The organism is Alteromonas sp. G4i13 (genome assembly GCF_054960505.1).
In genome coordinates, this window is record NZ_JBHNYX010000008.1 from 62,790 (window position 1) to 83,700 (window position 20,911).

Sequence of the window (20,911 nt, forward strand, 5' to 3'; positions counted from 1 at the left end):
ATGAGCGATTTAATTGAAGTTATTGATGATGTGTTACCACCAGAGCTGTGCAAACAACTCATGGAACGCTTTGAAAGCAGCCCTAATTTATCTCAAGGCCGCACCGGTGGTGGCGTCGACTTAGATAAAAAGCGCAGCATGGATGTATCGATAAGTCGCAACCCGGAATTTAAAGACTTATTTCAACAAGTGATGCAGCACACTGGGCAGCAGCTGGTCTCCTACATTGAAAAGTACTATTTTGCGCTTGTTGGGCCCATTGGCTTAACCGTACGCCATCCCAAAACTGGCGAACCGGTGAAAGTAACAGGTGAAAATTTTGATGAAGTGGGTAAACCCAATTTGGCTAATTTGGTGAATTACCTGTTTCGGGTTGGCGATGTAAATGCACAGCGCTACACCGCGGGCAATGGTGGCTACCCATACTGGCATTCAGAAGTCTATCCACAGCTTCAACATAACGATGCGCTGCACCGCGTGTTGCTGTTTATGTACTACTTAAATGATGTGGAAGAAGGCGGCGAGACGGAATTTTATTATCAAAACCACGCGGTTAAGCCTAAAGCAGGCCGAATGGTGATTGCGCCAGCCTACTTTACTCACACGCATCGCGGCCAAATTCCAAAAAGTAACGACAAGTACATTTTAACGTCTTGGCTTCTGTTTAACCGCGCTGAACAGATTTATACGCAGGGCTAGCTTAACGATAACTTCGTGATGATGTGCTCTAGCTCGCTGTACTCATTTTTGTCGATAGGTAAGAAGGGTGCAGGTAAGCTAGGCGTTTCACAATAGCCCAAAATTTCTGCCGCGGCTGCAACCACACGCAAGCCGCCGCCATTGCGCGCAAACATGCTCCATATTCCGCTTAACGCTTGTGACTGAGCCTGTGCATCAACAGCATTACCAGACTGAGCGGCGTCGATTATGCGCATTACGGTTCGCGGGAATATCCCCCCTATAACAGAAAGCCAAAGGTCACAACCTTCACTCATTCCTGCTGCGCCAAAACTATCACCACTCACGCCTATAGCAATGTGTGCAGGCATTATCTCTCGTAATGATGCTAATCGACGAGCGCCTTCGCTACTGCTTACTTCAGAGGGTGGGATATCCTTGCTCGAACTATTATCCATTGAGCTCTTGGCAAACGGAGTACCGGGTATTTTAATCGCCCCGATATTCGGCAATTTGCCTATGCGGCGGTATAAATCTTCGCTGAAGGTAAAATTAGTCACACGAGGATTTTCGTAAACGCAGATAGGCACAGATACCTCGTGACTCACTGCCTCATAGAGGCCATACACTTCTTCTTCGTTAAGCACTTGATAGGAAACGGGTGCTAACAGCACAGCATTAACACCTGCTTGCTGCACAGCTTCAACGTTTTTTAGCACGTCATAGGTTCTCAGCGCCCCAACGCCTGCCATAACAGGAATGCCATTTGCGTGGTCGACGGCGAGCTTGGCTACGTCGTACTTTTCCCCTCGCGTTAGATAAGGATACAGCCCAGTAGAGCCTATCGCGCAAATTGAATCTACATTCGCCGAAGCCAAATTATCAACAAGCCCTTTAAATGCTTTGTAATCAATAGCTTCTTGTTTGAATGGAGTAATGGGAAACGCTGATAATCCTGTAAACACCTGATATCCTTTTTAAACGTTTTATGCTTAAAACCCTTCTACGGCTTCGCCTTTCAAACGGTAACCTACAGACGCGATGTCGCCTTTCCAACCGTCAGTCGACAGTTCGCCGGTTACCCAAATTGCATCGTAAATATTATCTATGCGCACACCTTCTTCAAATTTTACGTAAACAATTTGATTAGACGGCGGCGGTGGTACGTGAATACAGGCTCCGAAATATGGAACAAGTAAGAACTCAGTGGTTAGCTCTGCCGTACCTTCTAGCGGCACAACAAAACCCGGGATTTTCACCCGTTTACCATCAAAGGTATCGACAACGGGTGCGTCAGGCTGAAGCTGACTCATCTCGCCATTATGTTGAACTGAAGGTGGCGCGAGCTCATTAAAGCCCTCAGGCACTAGGTCTTCCCAGTATACTTCAGTAGGAGTTTCATCTGCCAAAGAGTTGAAAGTTACAACCATCATTATTACGGCAAACAATGAAGTCATGGATAATTTATGGTGGATCATACTGCTCTCTATCGTTGAGTATTTTGTTCGCTTTTTTGTATCGGCTTTTGCTTGTCGTTTTCAATCTTCACTTTTTAGCCACATACAAAAAGGGCTGGTATTACACCAGCCCTTTGTATCATCAATTTAAAGCAGCGTGAATTATTCTGCTTCGAAACGCGCGATGCTTGCGGTAATTTCTTCTTTTGCAGCGGCAGCGTCTGCCCAACCGTCAATCTTCACCCATTTGCCTTCTTCAAGATCTTTATAGTGCTCGAAGAAGTGCTCAATTTGCTTAAGAAGAAGCGGAGGTACGTCTGCAATTTCTTTAACGTCACGATAGATAGTAGAAAGCTTGTCTACTGGTACCGCTAGTACTTTTGCGTCTTTACCAGACTCGTCAGTCATGTTTAGTACGCCAACTGGACGACACTTAATGACAGAACCTGCAAGTAGTGGGAACGGAGTCATTACTAGAACGTCAACTGGGTCGCCATCTTCAGACAACGTGTTGTTCACGTAACCGTAGTTAGTTGGGTAGTGCATGCAAGTTGCCATGAAACGGTCAACAAATAGTGCACCTGTGTCTTTGTCTACTTCGTACTTCACCGGGTCAGCGTGTGCTGGAATTTCGATGATCACATTTACTTCGTCTGGTACGTTTTTACCAGCAGAAATAGCACTCAAGCTCATTCTTTGGTCCTTTCAATGATGTATAAGAAATTTTGGGTTAAGTATACGGTGACAGCAGCAAAATAAAAACGCTTTACGACCCATGTCGTACTAATCTCTTTATTTTTCGTTAAATTTTGCTGCTTTTTCGCTATTTCGCGTTGTCGTTGTAGCTCAAGCACATCTCAACTTCTTCTTTAGAGCCGATAATGCACGGTACACGTTGATGAATTTCTTCAGGCATAACTTCCAGAATTCGGCCAGTGCCTGTTTCTGCTTTTCCACCTGCTTGCTCCATTAAGAATGCCATCGGGTTAGCTTCGTAAAGCAAGCGTAATTTACCTGGCTTAGACGGGTCCCTGTTATCGAATGGATACATAAAGATGCCACCGCGACAAAGCAAACGATGAATATCACCCACCATTGCCGCTACCCAGCGCATATTAAAGTTTTTACCTCTAGGGCCATCTTTACCTGCTAGAAGGTCGGCAATGTATGCCTGCATTGCAGGTTCCCAATGACGCTGGTTCGACGCATTAATCGAAAACTCTGACGTTTGCTCAGGTACTTGAATATTAGGGTGAGTAAGCAGGAAACCACCGTGGGTTTTATCAAGCGTATAAATGTGCGTGCCGCGACCCGTCGTCAACGCCAGCATAGTAGACGGGCCATACAGCACATAGCCTGCAGCTACCATCTGCGTTCCAGGCTGTAAGAAAGCAGACGGATCATCTGGTTTCATCCACTGAGGCGCATGGGTAATAGAGAAAATAGTACCGATTAGGCTGTTAATTTCAGTGTTTGACGACCCATCTAGCGGGTCGAAGCTTACTAAGTAATTACCGTCTGGATTACACGGCACAACGTCATCTTCTTCTTCAGAAGAAATGGCTTTTACGTAGCCAGATTCCCTTAGCGTGTCTTTTAAAATGTGGTTAGAGATAACGTCGAGCTTTTTCTGTGTTTCGCCCTGTACGTTTTCTGAAAGGGTTGAACCGAGCACGCCAGCAAGTGCGCCTTGACTCACGCGGAAAGAAATTTCTTTACAGCCCGCTAGCAGTGTACGAATGAGTAAAATTAACTCAAGCGGTGCACCGTCTTGTTGCAATTGGGAATTTAAACGTTTCATTGAATGTAAGCCTTTTTTTCGTGTGTAGGGTGTTGTGCTACCAGTCGCTCAGCTTTCCTTACCGGCGTTTGTCTGAAGCACACACAGGTTTTAAACCTGTGGTTAGATTGTAACCGTGTTCTTGGGTAAGTGGAACACGCCCGTAAAATGTCATACACACACCATACCAGTTTGCACATCATAGATTCATAGGTGTTTAGCGTATTACAACGGCTTAAGGCATTTATTGAATGATTAAAATTGAATTATCTATAGGTCACGGGGTTCTGATACAGTACCCCAATAACATGATAATTCATTGAGAATGCGCTATGCATGTACATATTTTAGGCATTTGTGGAAGTTTTATGGGCGGCATCGCCGCTATTGCTAAATCACTCGGCCACAAAGTAACAGGGTCTGATAAAAACGTTTATCCGCCCATGAGCACCCAGCTTGAAGCATTAGGCATTGAGTTGACCGAAGGTTATTGCGAAAGCCAGTTTGATCCAGCGCCAGATATGGTAGTGATTGGTAACGCGATGTCGCGCGGTAACCCCGCCGTCGAATACGTGTTAAATAGAAATCTTCCTTATACCAGTGGCCCACAATGGTTGCTTGATAACTTACTAAAAGATCGTTGGGTCATTGGGTTATCAGGTACCCACGGTAAAACAACCACCAGCAGTATGGTCGCGTGGATTTTAGAACACGCTGGTCTTAACCCTGGTTATTTAATTGGCGGCGTTCCAGAGAACTTTGGCGTATCGGCTCGCGTGGGTGAAAGCCCCTTTTTTGTCATTGAAGCTGACGAATACGACAGCGCATTTTTCGATAAGCGTTCTAAGTTCGTACACTATCGTCCTAAAACCTTGGTAATTAACAACCTTGAGTTTGACCATGCAGATATTTTTGCTGACCTTGGGGCTATTCAAACCCAGTTCCACCATTTGGTTCGCATGGTGCCAGAAAACGGGCTTATTCTTACACCTAACAATACGCCCGCAATTGAGGATATGCTCAAGAGAGGTTGCTGGTCTTCTCGCCAATCGTTGGGCAAAGAGTGGCATGCAGAACTGTTAAAGAAAGACGGCAGTGAATTCAATGTATTACATAACGGCGTTATAGCTGGAACGGTAACCTGGGCTTTGGTTGGTCAACACAATGTGGACAATGCTTTAATGGCCATAGCTGCCGCCCACCATGCAGGTGTTACCTTACCTGATGCCATAGACGCCTTATCATTTTTTAAGAATGTTAAGCGTCGCATGGAAGTAAAGGGTGAAGTAAACAACATCACCCTTTATGACGACTTTGCACACCACCCTACTGCAATTGCGACTACACTTGATGGACTGCGCAAGAAAGTGGGTAATGCCCGTATTTTAGCTGTGCTAGAGCCGCGCTCTAACACGATGAAAATGGGCGTGCACAAAGATACGCTGGCAAACTCATGGCAGAAAGCCGATGAGGTTTACCTTTATGAACCTGAAGGCATGGACTGGTCGTTAGTCGATTCGGTAGCGCACAGCAACGCGCCTACGCACTGCTTCAGAGATGTAGAGAAGATCGTTCAAGGTGTTTGCAACGTAGCACAACCGGGCGATCATATTCTTGTAATGAGTAACGGCGGTTTTGAAGGCATTCATGGCCGAATACTCGACGCCCTAAAAATGAAGTCCAAATTGTAAATAGACAGAATAAAACGAAGTGTTACCCGATAGACAAGCGCATTACGCTTGTCATCTACAGAGGCTATACAATGAAACATGACAAGCAAGTCACGCTTGCTATCACAGGCGCATCTGGCGCGCCTTATGCGCTTACACTATTGAAATCGCTAGTTAACGCCGATTACCAAGTGTATGTATTAATCTCTTCCGCTGCCAAAGTGGTGTTTGCCACCGAAGAGAACGTCAAGATACCCGGGCGACCAGAAGACGCTGCCGCGTTTTTTACCGAGCATTGCAATGCAAAGCCAGACCAAATCAAGGTTTTCGGCAAAGAAGAGTGGTTTTCACCAGTAGCTTCAGGCTCAGCGGCCCCCGCAAAAATGGTGGTTTGCCCGTGTTCTACAGGTACGCTTTCGGCCATTAGTATTGGCGCAAGCGACAACCTGATTGAGCGCGCAGCTGATGTCGTTCTAAAAGAGCGTGGACAACTTATTTTGGTGCCTCGTGAAATGCCACTTTCTTCTATTCATCTAGAAAATATGCTCAAGCTTTCGCAAATGGGTGCTACTATTATGCCTGCAGCGCCTGGCTTTTATCACAATCCTAAAACTATCGATGACTTGGTAGATTTTGTGGTGGCGCGCATACTAGACCACCTAGGTATTGAGCAGTCTCTTGTCGCAAGATGGGGCTACCAGTCTTCCAAACATTCTGAGGATTAACCATGTTCGCGTTTGCAAACAGGATTTGCGCAGTTGCGCTGAGCACGCTATTTACATTGTGTATTTCATCACCCGCTTTCGGATGGGGGCAAACCGGTCACCGAGTGACTGGCGCTATTGCCGAGCAATATCTTAGCCCTCTTTCACAAGCTGCACTAATGGAGTTATTACCACACGGTTCGTTGGCTGAAGCCTCAACTCACGCTGACGAAATGCGTTCTGACCCCAGCGAATTTTGGCAGAAAACCGCTAGCCCTTGGCACTATGTATCTGTACCTGAAGGAAAGACCTACGAAGAAGTTGGCGCACCAAAGCAAGGTGATGCGGTTACCGCGTTAAAGCAGTTTACTGAAACGTTAAAAAGCGACACCGCCACCATTGAAGAAAAGCGTCTGGCCCTTCAGTTCATTGTGCATATTATTGGCGATCTCCATCAACCACTTCATGCCGGCAATGGTACTGATCGTGGTGGTAACGACGTAAAAGTGCGCTTCTTCTGGCAAGACTCTAACCTACACCGCGTGTGGGACTCGCAAATGCTAGATCAGCGCGACCTGTCGTACTCAGAGTGGACGTCTTGGTTAACAAAAGCTATTACGGCTAAGGATATTCGCAGTTGGGCCACCACCGACCCTATGGTGTGGATTGAAGAAAGCACCGCTATTCGCGATACCATTTATCCTGATGACGCAAACAATATGAGCTATGACTATTTATACAACCACCTGCCTACTGCAAAAAAGCGTTTGCAGATGGCCGGAATTCGCATTGCCATGTATTTGAACAACGTGTTTGACGAAGCAGAGCACTAGTCAAAAGTTGAGCTCGATTAGCATCTCGCAGTTAATCGAGCTGATACACTTCCAATCTTAGCGCTTCAAGAGCCTCTGTCGTACTACCTACATCCGCTGATTTCATAAAGTCTCTCAACAGTGTCATGGCAGGTTCTGCGAATTCGTGAGGCACGACCCTATCGAAATATGGACTTGTGCTTTCCGCCGTATTTAACTGCTTAGCGCCCATATCATTAAAGTAATTCGGAAAATGCTCACTTCCCGCCAAAGGAGAAAATCCCCCTGCGTGAAGATTAAATCGCGACTGGGCCTTGTGTGTAGCCATGAACGACAAAAATTGTCGCGCCGCTTTTTGCTTCGAAGAACTAGCCCGAATAAAAAACACATCCAAAGGAGCTAGCTCAATGGTTTCTTGACCGGGACTGAGCTCTGGGAAAGAAAATATCCTAATTTTTGACTCTGCACTTTCAGGAATACGAGAGCTTAGAAAATGTCCAATTAACGTAACACCTGCCAAGCCTCGGTATAGATAAGGCATGGGGTCATACCAGTCCATGTTCTCTCCCGTATCCATGAAATAGCCCTTATCAATGAGTACTTTCCACAGAAGAAAAACCTGTACGACTCGCTCATCTTTATATGAGACACGGCCTGATAACAGTTCGTGGTGAAAGGACTCTCCATAAAGCCGTAAACTAATGAATTCAAACCAGCTTGTTAATACCCACGGCGCATCATACCCAATGGCTATGGGCGTAATACCTTTCTCTTTTAAAGCCTGACAGAGGTGAAGAAATTCGTCCCACGTATTTGGTGCAGCAAGTCCCAGAGAATCAAAAAGCTCGGCATTATAAAAAAAGGACCACGGATAATGGGATACCGGAATAGCGTAGAAGCGGCCATTAAGGCTAACTTGAGAGGACACCGACACTCTAAACGCATCTGTTAGTCGCTGTGCTTGCCAAACGTCACTTATGTCGCTCACCCATCCACTGCGAACAAGGTCGAGCAGCCGCTCGTCGCCATACCAATAAAGTACGTCTGGCCCTTCACCCGTTTTAAGCCATTTGAGAACTTGCTGCTTATACTTATCGGTATGTACGCCCACCGCATTGAGCGTAATATCAGGCGCTATTTTGGCAAATTCTTGCTCAATGTCAGAGATTAAGTAACGTTCGTTAACGTTATCATTCAGCCATCCGACAGTAAGCGTCTCTGCCTTTGAGGGCAACGCCAACATAGCCAAAAAAACGGTAAGACAAAAAGGATATAACCCGTAAATTGCTCGCACCAAAAGCCCCTGCTTAAACTGAGTTTGCAGAACTTATCGGTTAATAAACGCCAGGTGCGCCCCTAAAATTACGCGCTATTTATGGCACTCAGTCCAGATCGAGAGGTTCAGGAGAGAGAATAACGCCCGTGCTATCAGCATACAAATGATCTTCTGGTAAAAACGTAACGCCACCAAAGTTAACGGGCACGTCTACCTCACCAATACTTTCACACTCAGCATTTACTGGAATGGCGGCTACCGCCAAAACACCGATATCTAATTCGGCAAGGCTATCAACTTCTCGCACGCTGCCGTATATCACAACCCCTTCCCAATCGTTATCGATTGCAACTTGAGCAGAGGATGCATCGAACAGTGCACGACGGCTAGAACCACCGCCATCAATAAGCAGTACTTTTCCAGCACCGGGCTGAGCAAGTACTCGGTCGATAAGGCCTCTGTCTTCAAAGCATTTAATTGTGGTAATTTCACCACCGAAAGAATACCGGCCACCAAAGCTCGCGAAAATTGGATCTACCACGTCTACGCTATCAGCAAACAAATCGCATAATTCAGATGTGTTGTATTCCATCGTTCTGCCTTACTAAAATTGAGAAGACTAAAATTAAGTGAAAACAAAGCGCTGCTTACGCTTCTAAAACTAGCATAGCATTAAATGTGGCAATGCAAACGTTTGATTTCACGCCTTTCGTCGAATTTTCTACTTTTTTCAAAACTCATCAAAACTTGCTCTCCCCTCCCCCAAATGAGCACATATTTTGCTTAGCTTTTTGTCTTTTACAGCCATTCCCAATATCTGTTCGCCAGGACAAAAGAAAAAGTAAAAGCGAAGCTCGCTGTCAAAAAAGTTTCTTTTTTTCGTCACCCACTGGTCACAGATGAACTTTAGCCTGTGCAGTAATTAACCGATAGGGGACAAGGCGATGTTGATTAAATCCTTGACCAAATACGATACTGACTTGTTTTATCGCCTGTACAAACTGACGCAAAAAAGAGACTGCAGAAGTATTATCTGGCTGTCGAAAACCGGCGATGGTTACCTGTACCTTGTTATCGGTGCGCTGCTTTGGGCATTTGAGCCTGAACACGGTGAGCTTTTCCTCTACACAGCGCTGATGGCTTATGCGCTGGAATTACCCATTTATGTGCTGCTTAAGAAAATGTTCAAGCGCCCTCGCCCTTGCGATTTTCTAATGAATTTAACAGCACATGTCACGCCTTCGGATAAATTCTCTCTTCCTTCAGGCCACACGGCAGCAGCCACATTGATGGCGAGCATAGTGGCTCATTATTATCCGTCGTTTGCGGTATTGGCTTACAGCTGGGCCGCGTTAATTGGTCTTTCACGTGTGTTACTGGGTGTTCATTACCCGTCAGACGTGATCGCAGGGACGCTTCTAGGCGTTACAATAGCAACGTTGAGCATTTCTATTCTGGGGTAGCATGAGATTACTGTATGGTGTGCAAGGCACCGGTAACGGACACATCGCCCGTGCGCGAATAATGGCTGCAGCTCTGGCACAGCGCGATGACATTAACGTTGACTTTGTGTTTACTGGTCGTCCCCCTGAGAAGTATTTCGACATGGAAATATTCGGAGAATACCGAACCTTTACTGGCCTGAGCTTTATCACCAAAGGAGGCCGGGTTGATAAATGGGCGACCGTTAAAGATGCAAATGTAAGCCAGTTTATAAAAGACGTGAAAGCCTTTGATACCAGCAACTACGATTTGCTAGTCAATGACTTTGAGCCCGTTACGGCGTGGGCAGCTAAACAGCAAGGTCTACCTTCTATTTCGATTAGCCATCAGGCTGCATTTGCCTACGACGTCCCTAAAAGTGGCAACACGATTTTCGACTCCTTGCTAATGAAAGTGTTTGCACCAACAGAGATTCAACTAGGTGTGCACTGGTATCACTTCAATCAACCGATTATTCCGCCATTCGTTGCAGAAAAGCCGATTGTGTCTTCGGGAAATGGTCACGTTCTGGTTTACTTACCTTTTGAAGATATTGAAGATGTTCAACAAATGTTGGAACCCCTAAGCGATCAGGTTTTCGAATGCTTTCACCCGAACATCGATGAAGCGAAAGAAGTGGGACATATTCATTGGCACCCTACATCTAAGAAGCACTTTCAAAAAGCCCTACAGCACGCCAGTGGCGTAATCGCCAATGGGGGGTTTGAGCTATCGAGTGAGGCACTTCAACTGGGCAAGAAGCTGCTTATAAAACCTTTACACGGCCAATTTGAGCAACTATCGAATGTGCTTACGTTAAATAAATTGGATTTATGCCAAACCCTGTTTCAACTTGATACCGACATTGTTGAAGAGTGGCTAGAAGCTCCTGACAACGAAGCAATTGACTTTCCAGACAACCCCAACATTCTTATCGATTGGCTTAAAAACAAAGACTTTTCTGATACGCAAAGCCTGTGCGATGCGCTTTGGAAAAACGTTCGATATGGCGATAAAACACAAGAACGATTATTGGCTCTTGCAATTTAACGCCGCAATGCGATGATAGCGGCATTTGTCGTATTCTTCGCGGGATTTTTCGTGCTTAAAAAGTCAGTTGTTTTCTTGCTAACACTCACAGCATTATGTGGCTGTGGTTACAAAGGGGCGCTCTACATTCCTGACGCGCCTGCACAAAACACGTCTGCTGAACCAGCGTCTTCTGAAAATGCAGAAACCGGCGCCGACTCTGACACCAATAACACTTCACCCGCAACTACTTCTGGAGAGCTGAACTAGTGGATTATTTCGCCTACAGCCAAGGTCAGCTTCATGCTGAACAAGTGGCTGTTTCTGATATTGCAGCCCAGCATGGAACGCCGGTTTACATCTATTCACGTGCAACATTAGAGCGTCACTGGCACGCATTTAATGATGCCATTGGTGAGCATCCTCACCTTGTGTGTTACGCGGTAAAAGCGAATTCGAACATCGGTGTATTAAGCGTTCTAGCCAAATTAGGTTCAGGCTTTGATATCGTTTCAGCAGGTGAACTCGCTCGCGTAATCGAGGCCGGTGGCGATGCAAGTAAGGTAGTATTTTCAGGCGTTGGTAAAAAGCATGATGAAATTCGCTATGCGCTAGAACAAGGCATCATGTGTTTCAACGTAGAATCAGAGCCAGAGCTTCATCGAATTAACCAGGTTGCGGGCGAAATGGGCGTGAAAGCCCCTATTTCACTGCGCATAAACCCGGATGTGGATGCCAAAACTCACCCTTATATTTCTACAGGCTTGAAGGCAAATAAATTCGGTATTGCTCGTGAGCGAGCGCTTGCTACCTATGAATTGGCCGCATCGCTACCTCATTTAAATGTTGTTGGTATGGACTGCCATATCGGCTCGCAGCTCACAGAAATCGGCCCATTTGTAGACGCCTTGGAGCGCTTGCTTCTGCTTATTGATGAATTAGCTGAACGCAACATTATCATTGAACATTTAGATGTGGGCGGTGGTCTTGGTGTTACTTATAACAACGAGCAACCACCTCATCCTAAAGCCTATGCACAAGCCATGGCTGAAAAAATGGTAGGCCGTGAAAACCTAAAGCTTATTCTTGAGCCAGGCCGCGCTATTGCAGCAAACGCCGGTATTTTAGTTACCGAAGTTGAATTCATTAAAGAAGGTGAAGAAAAAAGCTTCGCCATTGTCGACGCTGCAATGAACGACTTGTTACGCCCTGCACTTTACTCAGCATGGCAAAAAATTATTCCTGTAAAAGAAGAAACTACGGCAACACCACGTATTTACGATGTAGTAGGCCCTGTGTGTGAAACTGGTGACTTTATAGGAAAAGATCGTGAATTAGCCATTGAACCAACAGACTTACTTGCAGTTCGCAGCGCCGGTGCCTATGGTTTTGTTATGGCGTCAAACTACAACAGTCGCTGTCGTCCAGCCGAGATTATGGTAGACGGTGACAAAGCAATTGTGGTTCGTGAAAGAGAAAAACAAAAAGATCTCTGGCAAGGTGAGTACAAACTTCCGTAAACTAGAGACAAACTAACAAGATAGATGCGCGTTTAATGCAGGTTCAATTTTCTAAAATGCACGGTTTGGGTAACGATTTCATGGTTATTGATAACGTTACTCAGAACGTCTTTTTCTCTAAAGAAAAAATTCAGCAACTGGCTAACCGAAACTTCGGCATTGGCTTCGACCAGCTGTTGATGGTGGAACCGCCTTACGATCCTGAACAAGACTTCCACTATCGTATCTTCAACGCGGACGGTTCGGAAGTAGAGCAGTGTGGCAATGGCGCGCGCTGCTTCGCACGTTTTGTTAAGCAAAAAGGTCTCATTAATCGCAACAAAATTGTCGTAAGCACCAAAGCTGGAAAAATGGTGCTGTATCTTGAGAAAGATGGTCAGGTTACTGTGAACATGGGTAAACCTGAATTCGAACCTGCGAATATTCCACTTAAAGCCAATAAGCAAGAAAACACCTACATATTGCGAGTCGGCGAGAGCACGCTATTCATTGGATCGGCATCGATGGGTAACCCACATTGCGTGATGGAAGTCGACGACGTTGATACTGCTAATGTGGCCGAGATTGGTCCACTTGTTGAAAAGCACGAACGCTTCCCTGAAGGCGTAAACGTTGGCTTTATGCAAATAATCAATGAGTCACATATTAAACTTCGCGTATTTGAACGAGGTTCAGGTGAGACCTTGGCCTGTGGTAGCGGCGCTTGTGCAGCGGTTGCAATTGGCCAGGTTCAGGGTAAATTAGGAAAAGACGTGCGGGTGGACTTACCCGGAGGCAGTTTACGTATACGCTGGCCTGGCCCAGATAACGTGTTAAAAATGACAGGGCCTGCTGAGCACGTGTACGACGGACATATAAATCTATGAGCGAATTATCAGGGCAGTCTAACGCTACGCAATTGATTGAGCCATTTAACGACACAACGGAATTGTCGAGTGCCGATGTGCGCGCGTTCTTGTTACAAAACCCTGAGTTCTTTGCCGAGCACTCCGACCTTCTTGAAAAAATTAAGCTTCCCCACGAGCAGAAAGGCAGTGTTTCACTGGTAGAAATTCAAAGCGATCAGCTTCGAAAGAAAGTTAGGCAGCTTAATTTTAAACTCAATCAGCTGGTGAGCATCGCTAAACAAAACGAAAAAATATATCGCGTTTACACCGATTTAAACGTGCAGCTTCTGCGCTGTGAAAGTGTTGCCGAAGTTCAGTTTACTTTGGAAGATGTGCTTCAAGAGCGTTTACAATTGTCGTCGGCGGTCATTAAAAGCTTTAAAGGTCCCCACGCGATCCCCGAACTACAGCAACGTTTATTTACTGAAAAACGTTTTAAAAATACCAACTTTTTCTTTGGCAGATTATCTCAACACGAACGCCAGCTTCTTTTCGGAGAAAGCCCTGCGGAGTCTGTAGCGCTAATGCTGCTTGGTGACAACCGTGAACTCGGTATTTTAGGTATTAGCAGCAGTGACGCCAGCCACTTCACCCCAGATATGGACACCTTGTTACTTCAACAGCTTCAGCAAGTGCTTAATATTATCTTGCCTGAAATGATGGGATATTAGGTGTAGTGTCTACGGACGCATTGATAAGCGAACCTTGCCAGCAATGGCTAGATAAGTTTCTGCTACATCTACAGGTAGAACGTGGGTTATCTCTTCACACTATCAAAAATTATCAGCGCCAGCTTACCGAAGTTGCAAAGCTACTTGGGCTTTACGAGTGGTCGGGACTAACGCCAAGCGACATAAAGCGGGTAATGGCTGATGCAAAGATGTCAGGGCACAGCCCGCGCAGTATAGCATTGCGCCTATCGGCACTTAGAACCTTCTGCCAATATCTTATCGATCATCAGCAACTATTCAGCAACCCTGTAGAGGGTATTCAAGCTCCAAAACAAGGGAAGCCATTGCCTAAGCAACTAAGCGTAGATGAAATGCAGCAGCTTCTTAATGCCTCCCCCCGAAGCAGTGACGACGATGAGGGTATGCAATTACGTGATGTGGCTATGTTTGAGCTACTTTATGGCTGTGGACTGCGCTTGAGCGAACTGACTGGGCTTAATTTGGCCGACTGTCTAAAGGACGGTACCGTGAAGGTCATGGGTAAAGGAAGTAAACAGCGAATACTTCCGTTAGGCCGACACGCACAAAAAGCACTTAACGCGTGGTTAAAGGTACGCCCTGCCTACGCATCACCTTACGAAAGTGCGGTCTTTGTGAGTAAGCGCAAAACCCGCATATCCAATCGACAAGTCGCTAATCGCCTCGATAAAATGGCAAGCGAACAGTCGCTGTCACAAAAAGTAAGCCCTCACAAACTGCGCCATTCCTTTGCTACGCACGTATTAGAATCCAGCGGAGATTTGCGTGCGGTTCAAGAGCTATTAGGTCATGCTAACTTGTCAACAACACAAGTTTATACCCATCTGGATTTTCAGCATCTCGCTAAGGTTTATGACGCGGCTCACCCTCGCGCACACAAGAAATAACGCTACTAGAAGGTTTCCCCATGCAGTTTTTCAGGTCTATCAATAACGTCGAGGCTATGACCTTCGACCTTGATGACACCCTTTATAATAATGAACCTATTATTCGACGCGCAGAGCAAGCCCTTCAAGCGCATATTGCTGAACATCACCACCTGGCAGCTAAGCTAACATCACTTGATTGGCTACAGCTTAAACGTGCGGCTATCGCCAAAGACGCGCGATTGGCTTCTGATATGGGGCAGCTTCGTCGCGTTGTTTTAAGCGCTGCACTATCTGGCACGCCAGCAAACCAGTTATCAATAGTCCCCACAGAAGACACTGCATTACGTGCTGCTGTAGACAGCTGCTTTAATTGTTTTTATGACGCAAGAAGCGATTTTGCATTAGCCAGTAATGTTCACCACACCCTCGATAAACTTAGCCAGCATTTACCGCTCGTTGGTATTACTAACGGCAATGTAAACGCGCAAAAAGTAGGGTTAGACCGTTATTTCACGGCGATCTTGCACGCCAGTGTGGAACGGCCCATGAAGCCTGCTCAAAACATGTTTGATGAAGCGGCCTCACTGGTAAAGGTAACGCCGTCGCACATTTTACATGTGGGCGATAATATTATTAAAGACGTGTTCGGTGCCATTAATGCCGGCTATCAGTCGGCTTGGTTTGCATGTAATCGTCCAATGCAGTTGAAATTTGAACCCGTTTCAGTACTTCCACACGTTCAGCTTGATTCATTAGAAGAGCTTATTCAATTTGTCTAGGCGCTATTTATCTCGAAAATACAGACCTTTACTACTCATTCTTTTGCGAGATGTTAACCTTTGAGTAAGCCGCATTCTTAAAGGTCTAGAGAGCCGCACTTAGGGCGTATAGATTTTAACGCTCACTCGTTATACACTGAAAACTGGAGTCGTAGTTTTTGTGTCCTCATGGAAAAACCTGCTATCTCGAAGTCAAGGTCGCAACAAGCGTCCAAGGTAGATAAGCCAACCTCGAATGTTCATGAACATGCCGAGACAGGTCGCTCTTTTTGGCCGTTTAAGCCACTGTCTGGCTTGTATCAAGATGTATTTATTATCTTGTCTTGGATTGCCATATGGCAAATTGGACGCATTGTTGAATACACTGAACACGCCAGTGTTTGGTTTCCTGCGGCAGGCTACACCCTTGCATGCTTCTTAGTTTTAGGTTGGCGCGCGGTAGTGCCTATTATGGTGGCCGCCATTGCGATTACCGTCTGGAATGGTCATAACTACTTGCTGCCGTTAAGTAACGTAGAAATGATGTGGGGCGGCGTGTTATTCGGCGTTGCACATATGCTCCCTTACTATGCAGGAGCCAGTGTTCTCGGCCATCTATTGAGAAAGCCCGACGTCACCACACCCCAATTAATCGTCTCGTTCTTAATCATCGGCTGTATTTCGTCGTTAGTTGCTACGCAACTAGTCATTGGTTCACTTGTTCTCACTAATCAGATGTCAGCGGCGGATATTAAAGATGCGATGCTGCCCTTTTGGATAGGGGATATGGCTGGTGTTGTTGTGCTTGCACCTCTTTTTGCTGGCTTGTTAGTAAAAATAAGTGCGGCTTCTAAAATAGACCTCTTGGCATTTTCTAACTGCGCTTCATCCGATTTACACAGCTACTTTAAAAAAGTGGCAATCAATTTGGCCCTCATACTATTCGTCATGTTATTGGCAAAACTTACCCAGTCTCGTGACAGTGCATTTGCTATCTTTTTTCTCGCCATTACCCACATGTGGATAGCGTGTACTGAAAGTACAAAGCGCAATGTTATAAGCCTTGCAATAAGCAGCCTATGCATTGTTTTGCTGGTGCATATATTCGCCTTAATGGATTACGTCAAAGTGTATCAGTTTGCACTCAACGTTATTGCAGCCAACGCGTTGTTTGGTATAGCCATTCCTCAGTTACAAGCAGACAATGCTCTGCTCAAAGACCGTGTTTTTGTGGATACCTTAACCCAAGCTTATACGCGGGAGTATTTGGCCCAGCGCAGCGCACTAGAAATGGCTCAGAGCCGTGAATCTGGAAGCTCGCTTTATTTCGTTATGTTTGATTTAGATAAGTTTAAACGTATTAACGACGAATTAGGCCATGTAGACGGCGACAACGCATTGCGCCGATTAAGTCAGGTGACGAAGGATATTGTGCGTAAAGCTGATGTTTTTGCCCGTTTCGGCGGCGACGAATTTGTACTGCTTCTGCCTAATATCAGCGAGCAAAACGCCCTTAATTTGGTGGAAAAGGTACGTGAAGGTATAAACGCAATCGTTATTTCAGAAGTGTCATTGTCATCGAGCTTCGGCGTCACTCTTATGCAGCAAAGCGATACACTCGAGACGCTCATTCAGCGCGCCGATCGGGCACTCTACGCATCAAAAGAAAAAGGCGGCAACACAATAACCCTCAAATAATGGGGTCAGAGTACATTTAATCGCTCAAATACGCTGAAGACAAAAATGTACTCTGACCCCATTATTACGAAAGCAGAAATGTACTCTGACCCCAATTTTATACGTGGGAGTTATCTTCTAGTACGTTTTGGCGCATGGATTCACATGGGCTTTGACAAACCGGTCTCCCAACCACTTTAGCTGGAACACCCACCACAGTAACGTGAGCTGGAACACTATTGAGTACAACGCTACCAGCGCCTACTTTTGAGCCTTCACCTATCTCAATATTTCCAAGGATCTTGGCGCCAGCGCCAATTAACACGCCTTGGCGAATTTTAGGGTGGCGGTCGCCCGACTCGTTACCGGTACCACCTAATGTAACGCTCTGCAAAATAGATACGTTGTCTTCAACCACTGCAGTTTCGCCCACTACAATGCCAGTTGCATGGTCAAACATGACGCCTTTACCTATACGCGCAGCAGGGTGGATATCTACACCAAAGCTTGCCGAGTTGCGGCTTTGTAAGAATAAAGCAAGCTGATGACGCCCATGAACCCAAAGGTAATGCGCCATGCGGTGTACTTGCACAGCATGAAAACCTTTAAAGTGAAGTAAGGGAGTAAGGTAATCGTTGACCGCCGCATCCCGCGCCTTAATCGCTAGAATGTCAGCAATAGCCGCTTCGCTGATGCCTGGCTCAAGTAAGTAAGCTTCATCGAAAACTTCGCGAATGGCGAGCGCAGGCATGACGTCGTCTGCCATTTTGTTCGACAGAATAAAACTAAGCGACGATTCAAAGTTGTGATGTGCAAGAACACTGGCATGCACATAGCTAGACAGCAAAGGCTCTTTTTCAGCAACAACTTGCGCTTCTTGTTTTAGCGTAGACCAAAAATCGATGGGCGTTGTAAGTGCGGTCATGAGCATGTCCCGTTATATAAAAATGCTGTGTTCTATCAGAAAATTGGGTAAGCGATCTAAACTTGTTCCTTGCTGGGCATATCTATGCTGACAAAAGGGAACGCGTAAAAGTTTACCTGAGTTTGATGTGATGCAATACCGATGTGATACCGACCAAGCGCATAATTCGATCAATTTATCGAATTAATTCGTTATAGCTAATAACCGTATCGTACATGTACACATCGTTAAAGCACTCTGCTCTCTCGCTGCGTCTAACTGAGTGCTTCCATTAATTTAATAGAACGTTCAGAGCGCTCGTATCTTTCATTAAATAATACTTAAAATCATGATTGCACACGAACGTATAATGCCGTTGAAATTTATCTTCACTGGGAAAAACTGGACTGTATAAATTAACAGGCAGGTGGCATAATAGCGCGCTGCTGAATGTATAACACTATCAACTAACAGGTACCACACTATGGATGTATTTCGACTGCTAGACGAGCTAAACGACAAACAGCGTGAAGCAGTAGCAGCCCCACTATCTAACGCCCTAGTTTTGGCTGGCGCGGGCAGTGGTAAAACCCGCGTATTAGTGCATCGCATTGCGTGGTTAATGGAAGTCGAAAACATCGCCCCTTTTTCTATTTTGGCAGTGACCTTTACCAATAAAGCAGCCAAAGAAATGCGCGGCCGAATAGAGTCGTTGATGGGTCGCAGCCTGCACAATATGTGGATTGGTACCTTCCACGGGCTTGCACACCGCCTGTTACGCGCGCATCATGCAGAAGCCAACTTGCCTGAGAATTTTCAGATAATTGATTCGGATGATCAGTATCGACTTATTCGCCGCATTCTGAAGGCCATGAACCTAGACGAAAAGCATTGGGCGCCTCGTCAAATTCAGTGGTACATAAATGGCAACAAAGACGAAGGCTTGCGCCCTCAGCACATTGAAACCCACGGCGATCATATTCAAAAGACCATGCGCGAAGTCTATGCGGCATATCAAGACGCTTGTGACCGTTCAGGCTTGGTAGATTTTGCTGAACTGTTGCTACGCGCACATGAATTATGGGCTAAAAACCCAGAAGTATTAGCCCACTATCAACGTCGTTTCCGTGCAGTGTTAGTAGACGAATTCCAAGATACCAACAATATCCAATACGCATGGCTTCGTATGCTGTGTAGTGGTGGTAATAATAACATTATGATTGTTGGCGACGACGATCAGTCTATTTACGGCTGGCGCGGCGCGAACGTAGATAATATTCAGCACTTCCTGAAAGACTTCAACGAGCCTACTACTATTCGCCTTGAGCAGAATTACCGCTCTACAGGAAACATTCTTAAAGCGGCGAACACGGTTATCGACAACAATACGGGCCGTTTAGGGAAAGAACTTTGGACGGAAGACGCGCAAGGCGAGCTGATTTCTGTATATGCGGGTTTCAACGAGCTAGATGAAGCGCGCTTTATTGTTTCGAAAATCAAAGATTGGCTTAATCAAGGCAACGCCCTTACTGATACCGCTATTCTTTATCGAAACAACGCCCAGTCTCGAGTACTGGAAGAAGCCTTGCTGCACGAAGGGCTGGCGTATCGCATATACGGCGGTCTGCGCTTCTTCGAACGCCAAGAGATTAAAGACGCCCTTGGCTATATGCGTATGGTGAGCCACCCGCACGACGATGCAGCTTTCGAGCGTGTAGTAAACACCCCAAGTCGCGGTATTGGTGAGAAAACCTTATCGCAAGTGCGCGACACCGCGCGAATGCACAACTGTTCAATGTGGCAGGCGTGTCAGTTGCTCATTAATGAAGGTGGCTTTAAAGGCCGCGCGCTAAATGCTATGCAAAGCTTCGTGTTGCTAATTACTGAGCTAGAGCAATCCACGTTAGATGAGCCCCTTGACCAACAAGCCGATAAGGCTATTCGCCAGTCTGGTCTGTACGCCATGTACCAAGCAGAGCGCGGAGAAAAGGCCCAAGCACGTCTAGAAAACTTAGAAGAATTGGTTACTGCATGTAAAACTTTTATCGTGCCTGAAGAAGCCGAAGAAATGTCGCCTCTGGCAGCCTTTCTAGCTCATGCGTCGCTGGAAGCAGGTGAAACCCAGGCGGATAAAGACCAGGATGCCGTGCAAATGATGACCATTCACACCGCTAAAGGCCTTGAATTTCCACTGGTATTCTTAGCAGGTGTAGAAGAAGGCATGTTCCCTAGCCAAATGACTAACGACGAGCCAGGTCGAATGGAAGAGGAACGCAGACTTTGCTATGTTGGTATGACCAGAGCAATGCAAAAGTTGTATATTACTTATGCAGAAAGTCGTCGACTCTATGGCCAAGATAAGTATCATACTGCTTCTCGATTTATTCGCGAAATGCCAGCAGACTGCGTTGAAGAGGTTAGACTGAAATCGACTATTTCGCGGCCCGTGCACAACCGCTTTAGCCAAGCGACGTCGCACGCCAGTTTTGAAGAAACGGGCTTTAGTTTAGGTGAGCGAGTTGTACACCGTAAATTTGGCGAAGGGATCGTACTTAACTACGAAGGGAGTGGTGAGCACGGTCGAGTTCAAGTAAACTTCGACGAATTTGGCAGCAAATGGCTGGTACTTGCTTACGCAAAGCTGGAGAAAGCGTAACATTATTAATAGGCAAGGTAGCCTAAACCTAAGTTGAAATGT

The 20,911-nt window shown here is 46.0% G+C and carries 21 protein-coding genes; 14 read left to right on the forward strand and 7 right to left on the reverse strand.

Annotated elements, in window-relative coordinates; translation table 11 throughout:
• Nucleotides 1–699, forward strand: a complete 699-nt coding sequence (locus ACFI6J_RS05565) for a 2OG-Fe(II) oxygenase (protein WP_348670719.1) — start codon at nt 1–3, stop codon at nt 697–699.
• On the opposite strand, the gene ACFI6J_RS05570 is transcribed toward ACFI6J_RS05565, so the two are convergent.
• The 4 genes from ACFI6J_RS05570 to ACFI6J_RS05585 all read right to left on the reverse strand — a co-directional run bounded on the left by ACFI6J_RS05570 (nt 696) and on the right by ACFI6J_RS05585 (nt 3,936).
• Nucleotides 696–1,643, reverse strand: coding sequence for a dihydrodipicolinate synthase family protein (locus ACFI6J_RS05570; RefSeq protein WP_462585781.1), 948 nt, complete (start codon nt 1,641–1,643; stop codon nt 696–698). The genes ACFI6J_RS05565 and ACFI6J_RS05570 overlap by 4 nt on opposite strands.
• Before the next feature lie 27 nt (nt 1,644–1,670).
• Nucleotides 1,671–2,156: a DUF3299 domain-containing protein gene (locus ACFI6J_RS05575; RefSeq protein WP_014947862.1), complete on the reverse strand. Its 486-nt coding sequence runs from the start codon at nt 2,154–2,156 to the stop codon at nt 1,671–1,673.
• A gap of 141 nt (nt 2,157–2,297) precedes the next feature.
• Nucleotides 2,298–2,828, reverse strand: coding sequence for an inorganic diphosphatase (gene ppa, locus ACFI6J_RS05580; RefSeq protein WP_014947861.1), 531 nt, complete (start codon nt 2,826–2,828; stop codon nt 2,298–2,300).
• 130 nt (nt 2,829–2,958) lie between these two features.
• Complete coding sequence (locus tag ACFI6J_RS05585; protein ID WP_014947860.1) at nt 2,959–3,936, reverse strand: class 1 fructose-bisphosphatase; 978 nt, start codon at nt 3,934–3,936, stop codon at nt 2,959–2,961.
• A 311-nt stretch (nt 3,937–4,247) separates the two neighbouring features.
• Here ACFI6J_RS05585 and mpl point away from each other — a divergent pair, with 311 nt between their 5' ends.
• The 3 genes from mpl (at nt 4,248) to ACFI6J_RS05600 (ending at nt 7,122) form a co-directional block, all read left to right on the forward strand.
• Complete coding sequence (gene mpl, locus ACFI6J_RS05590; protein ID WP_081106052.1) at nt 4,248–5,606, forward strand: UDP-N-acetylmuramate:L-alanyl-gamma-D-glutamyl-meso-diaminopimelate ligase; 1,359 nt, start codon at nt 4,248–4,250, stop codon at nt 5,604–5,606.
• A gap of 71 nt (nt 5,607–5,677) precedes the next feature.
• Nucleotides 5,678–6,310 (forward strand): flavin prenyltransferase UbiX, encoded by a 633-nt coding sequence (locus ACFI6J_RS05595; protein ID WP_014975357.1) that lies wholly within the window; start codon nt 5,678–5,680, stop codon nt 6,308–6,310.
• A 2-nt stretch (nt 6,311–6,312) separates the two neighbouring features.
• Complete coding sequence (locus ACFI6J_RS05600) at nt 6,313–7,122, forward strand: S1/P1 nuclease (RefSeq protein ID WP_039226872.1); 810 nt, start codon at nt 6,313–6,315, stop codon at nt 7,120–7,122.
• A 31-nt stretch (nt 7,123–7,153) separates the two neighbouring features.
• Here the strand turns inward: ACFI6J_RS05600 and ACFI6J_RS05605 are convergent, their stop codons facing one another.
• Nucleotides 7,154–8,395, reverse strand: coding sequence for an ABC transporter substrate-binding protein (locus tag ACFI6J_RS05605; RefSeq protein WP_014975355.1), 1,242 nt, complete (start codon nt 8,393–8,395; stop codon nt 7,154–7,156).
• Nucleotides 8,396–8,483: 88 nt separating this feature from the next.
• Nucleotides 8,484–8,969: a ribonuclease E activity regulator RraA gene (gene rraA / locus ACFI6J_RS05610; RefSeq protein ID WP_014947855.1), complete on the reverse strand. Its 486-nt coding sequence runs from the start codon at nt 8,967–8,969 to the stop codon at nt 8,484–8,486.
• Nucleotides 8,970–9,321: 352 nt separating this feature from the next.
• Here rraA and ACFI6J_RS05615 point away from each other — a divergent pair, with 352 nt between their 5' ends.
• From ACFI6J_RS05615 to ACFI6J_RS05655, 9 genes are all read left to right on the forward strand, one after another.
• Entirely contained in the window at nt 9,322–9,840 is a 519-nt protein-coding gene (locus ACFI6J_RS05615) for a phosphatase PAP2 family protein (protein ID WP_014947854.1), read from the forward strand.
• Nucleotide 9,841: 1 nt separating this feature from the next.
• Complete coding sequence (locus ACFI6J_RS05620) at nt 9,842–10,909, forward strand: MJ1255/VC2487 family glycosyltransferase (protein WP_014975354.1); 1,068 nt, start codon at nt 9,842–9,844, stop codon at nt 10,907–10,909.
• A 12-nt stretch (nt 10,910–10,921) separates the two neighbouring features.
• Entirely contained in the window at nt 10,922–11,158 is a 237-nt protein-coding gene (gene lptM / locus ACFI6J_RS05625; protein ID WP_069943528.1) for an LPS translocon maturation chaperone LptM, read from the forward strand.
• Nucleotides 11,158–12,408: a diaminopimelate decarboxylase gene (gene lysA, locus ACFI6J_RS05630; protein WP_014975352.1), complete on the forward strand. Its 1,251-nt coding sequence runs from the start codon at nt 11,158–11,160 to the stop codon at nt 12,406–12,408. The genes lptM and lysA overlap by 1 nt, the downstream gene beginning before the upstream one ends.
• A gap of 35 nt (nt 12,409–12,443) precedes the next feature.
• Nucleotides 12,444–13,274, forward strand: a complete 831-nt coding sequence (gene dapF / locus ACFI6J_RS05635; protein ID WP_156085745.1) for a diaminopimelate epimerase — start codon at nt 12,444–12,446, stop codon at nt 13,272–13,274.
• Nucleotides 13,271–13,966, forward strand: coding sequence for a DUF484 family protein (locus ACFI6J_RS05640; protein ID WP_014975351.1), 696 nt, complete (start codon nt 13,271–13,273; stop codon nt 13,964–13,966). Before dapF ends, ACFI6J_RS05640 begins: the two co-directional genes overlap by 4 nt.
• A gap of 5 nt (nt 13,967–13,971) precedes the next feature.
• The gene (gene xerC, locus ACFI6J_RS05645; RefSeq protein ID WP_014947848.1) at nt 13,972–14,892 is read left to right on the forward strand and encodes a tyrosine recombinase XerC; all 921 of its coding nucleotides are present in this window, start codon (nt 13,972–13,974) and stop codon (nt 14,890–14,892) included.
• A 20-nt stretch (nt 14,893–14,912) separates the two neighbouring features.
• Nucleotides 14,913–15,653, forward strand: a complete 741-nt coding sequence (locus ACFI6J_RS05650) for an HAD-IA family hydrolase (protein ID WP_156085744.1) — start codon at nt 14,913–14,915, stop codon at nt 15,651–15,653.
• A gap of 168 nt (nt 15,654–15,821) precedes the next feature.
• Nucleotides 15,822–17,330, forward strand: a complete 1,509-nt coding sequence (locus tag ACFI6J_RS05655) for a sensor domain-containing diguanylate cyclase (protein WP_069943525.1) — start codon at nt 15,822–15,824, stop codon at nt 17,328–17,330.
• A 97-nt stretch (nt 17,331–17,427) separates the two neighbouring features.
• Here the strand turns inward: ACFI6J_RS05655 and cysE are convergent, their stop codons facing one another.
• Nucleotides 17,428–18,234, reverse strand: a complete 807-nt coding sequence (gene cysE, locus ACFI6J_RS05660; protein ID WP_014947845.1) for a serine O-acetyltransferase — start codon at nt 18,232–18,234, stop codon at nt 17,428–17,430.
• Nucleotides 18,235–18,697: 463 nt separating this feature from the next.
• On the opposite strand from cysE, the gene uvrD reads away from it, so the two are divergent.
• Nucleotides 18,698–20,869 (forward strand): DNA helicase II, encoded by a 2,172-nt coding sequence (uvrD, locus tag ACFI6J_RS05665; RefSeq protein WP_156085743.1) that lies wholly within the window; start codon nt 18,698–18,700, stop codon nt 20,867–20,869.
• Nucleotides 20,870–20,911 lie beyond the last annotated feature (42 nt).

Excerpts from the sequence above, each read along its gene's own strand:
- ACFI6J_RS05575 (WP_014947862.1), bottom strand. The coding sequence starts at position 2,156 with ATGATCCACCATAAATTATCCATGACTTCATTGTTTGCCGTAATAATG.
- ACFI6J_RS05565 (WP_348670719.1), top strand. The coding sequence starts at position 1 with ATGAGCGATTTAATTGAAGTTATTGATGATGTGTTACCACCAGAGCTG.
- ACFI6J_RS05640 (WP_014975351.1), top strand. The coding sequence starts at position 13,271 with ATGAGCGAATTATCAGGGCAGTCTAACGCTACGCAATTGATTGAGCCA.
- ACFI6J_RS05600 (WP_039226872.1), top strand. The coding sequence starts at position 6,313 with ATGTTCGCGTTTGCAAACAGGATTTGCGCAGTTGCGCTGAGCACGCTA.
- cysE (WP_014947845.1), bottom strand. The coding sequence starts at position 18,234 with ATGACCGCACTTACAACGCCCATCGATTTTTGGTCTACGCTAAAACAA.
- uvrD (WP_156085743.1), top strand. The coding sequence starts at position 18,698 with ATGGATGTATTTCGACTGCTAGACGAGCTAAACGACAAACAGCGTGAA.
- rraA (WP_014947855.1), bottom strand. The coding sequence starts at position 8,969 with ATGGAATACAACACATCTGAATTATGCGATTTGTTTGCTGATAGCGTA.
- ACFI6J_RS05615 (WP_014947854.1), top strand. The coding sequence starts at position 9,322 with ATGTTGATTAAATCCTTGACCAAATACGATACTGACTTGTTTTATCGC.
- dapF (WP_156085745.1), top strand. The coding sequence starts at position 12,444 with ATGCAGGTTCAATTTTCTAAAATGCACGGTTTGGGTAACGATTTCATG.
- ACFI6J_RS05620 (WP_014975354.1), top strand. The coding sequence starts at position 9,842 with ATGAGATTACTGTATGGTGTGCAAGGCACCGGTAACGGACACATCGCC.
- ppa (WP_014947861.1), bottom strand. The coding sequence starts at position 2,828 with ATGAGCTTGAGTGCTATTTCTGCTGGTAAAAACGTACCAGACGAAGTA.
- lptM (WP_069943528.1), top strand. The coding sequence starts at position 10,922 with ATGATAGCGGCATTTGTCGTATTCTTCGCGGGATTTTTCGTGCTTAAA.
- ACFI6J_RS05595 (WP_014975357.1), top strand. The coding sequence starts at position 5,678 with ATGAAACATGACAAGCAAGTCACGCTTGCTATCACAGGCGCATCTGGC.
- mpl (WP_081106052.1), top strand. The coding sequence starts at position 4,248 with ATGCATGTACATATTTTAGGCATTTGTGGAAGTTTTATGGGCGGCATC.
- ACFI6J_RS05655 (WP_069943525.1), top strand. The coding sequence starts at position 15,822 with ATGGAAAAACCTGCTATCTCGAAGTCAAGGTCGCAACAAGCGTCCAAG.
- ACFI6J_RS05650 (WP_156085744.1), top strand. The coding sequence starts at position 14,913 with ATGCAGTTTTTCAGGTCTATCAATAACGTCGAGGCTATGACCTTCGAC.
- ACFI6J_RS05585 (WP_014947860.1), bottom strand. The coding sequence starts at position 3,936 with ATGAAACGTTTAAATTCCCAATTGCAACAAGACGGTGCACCGCTTGAG.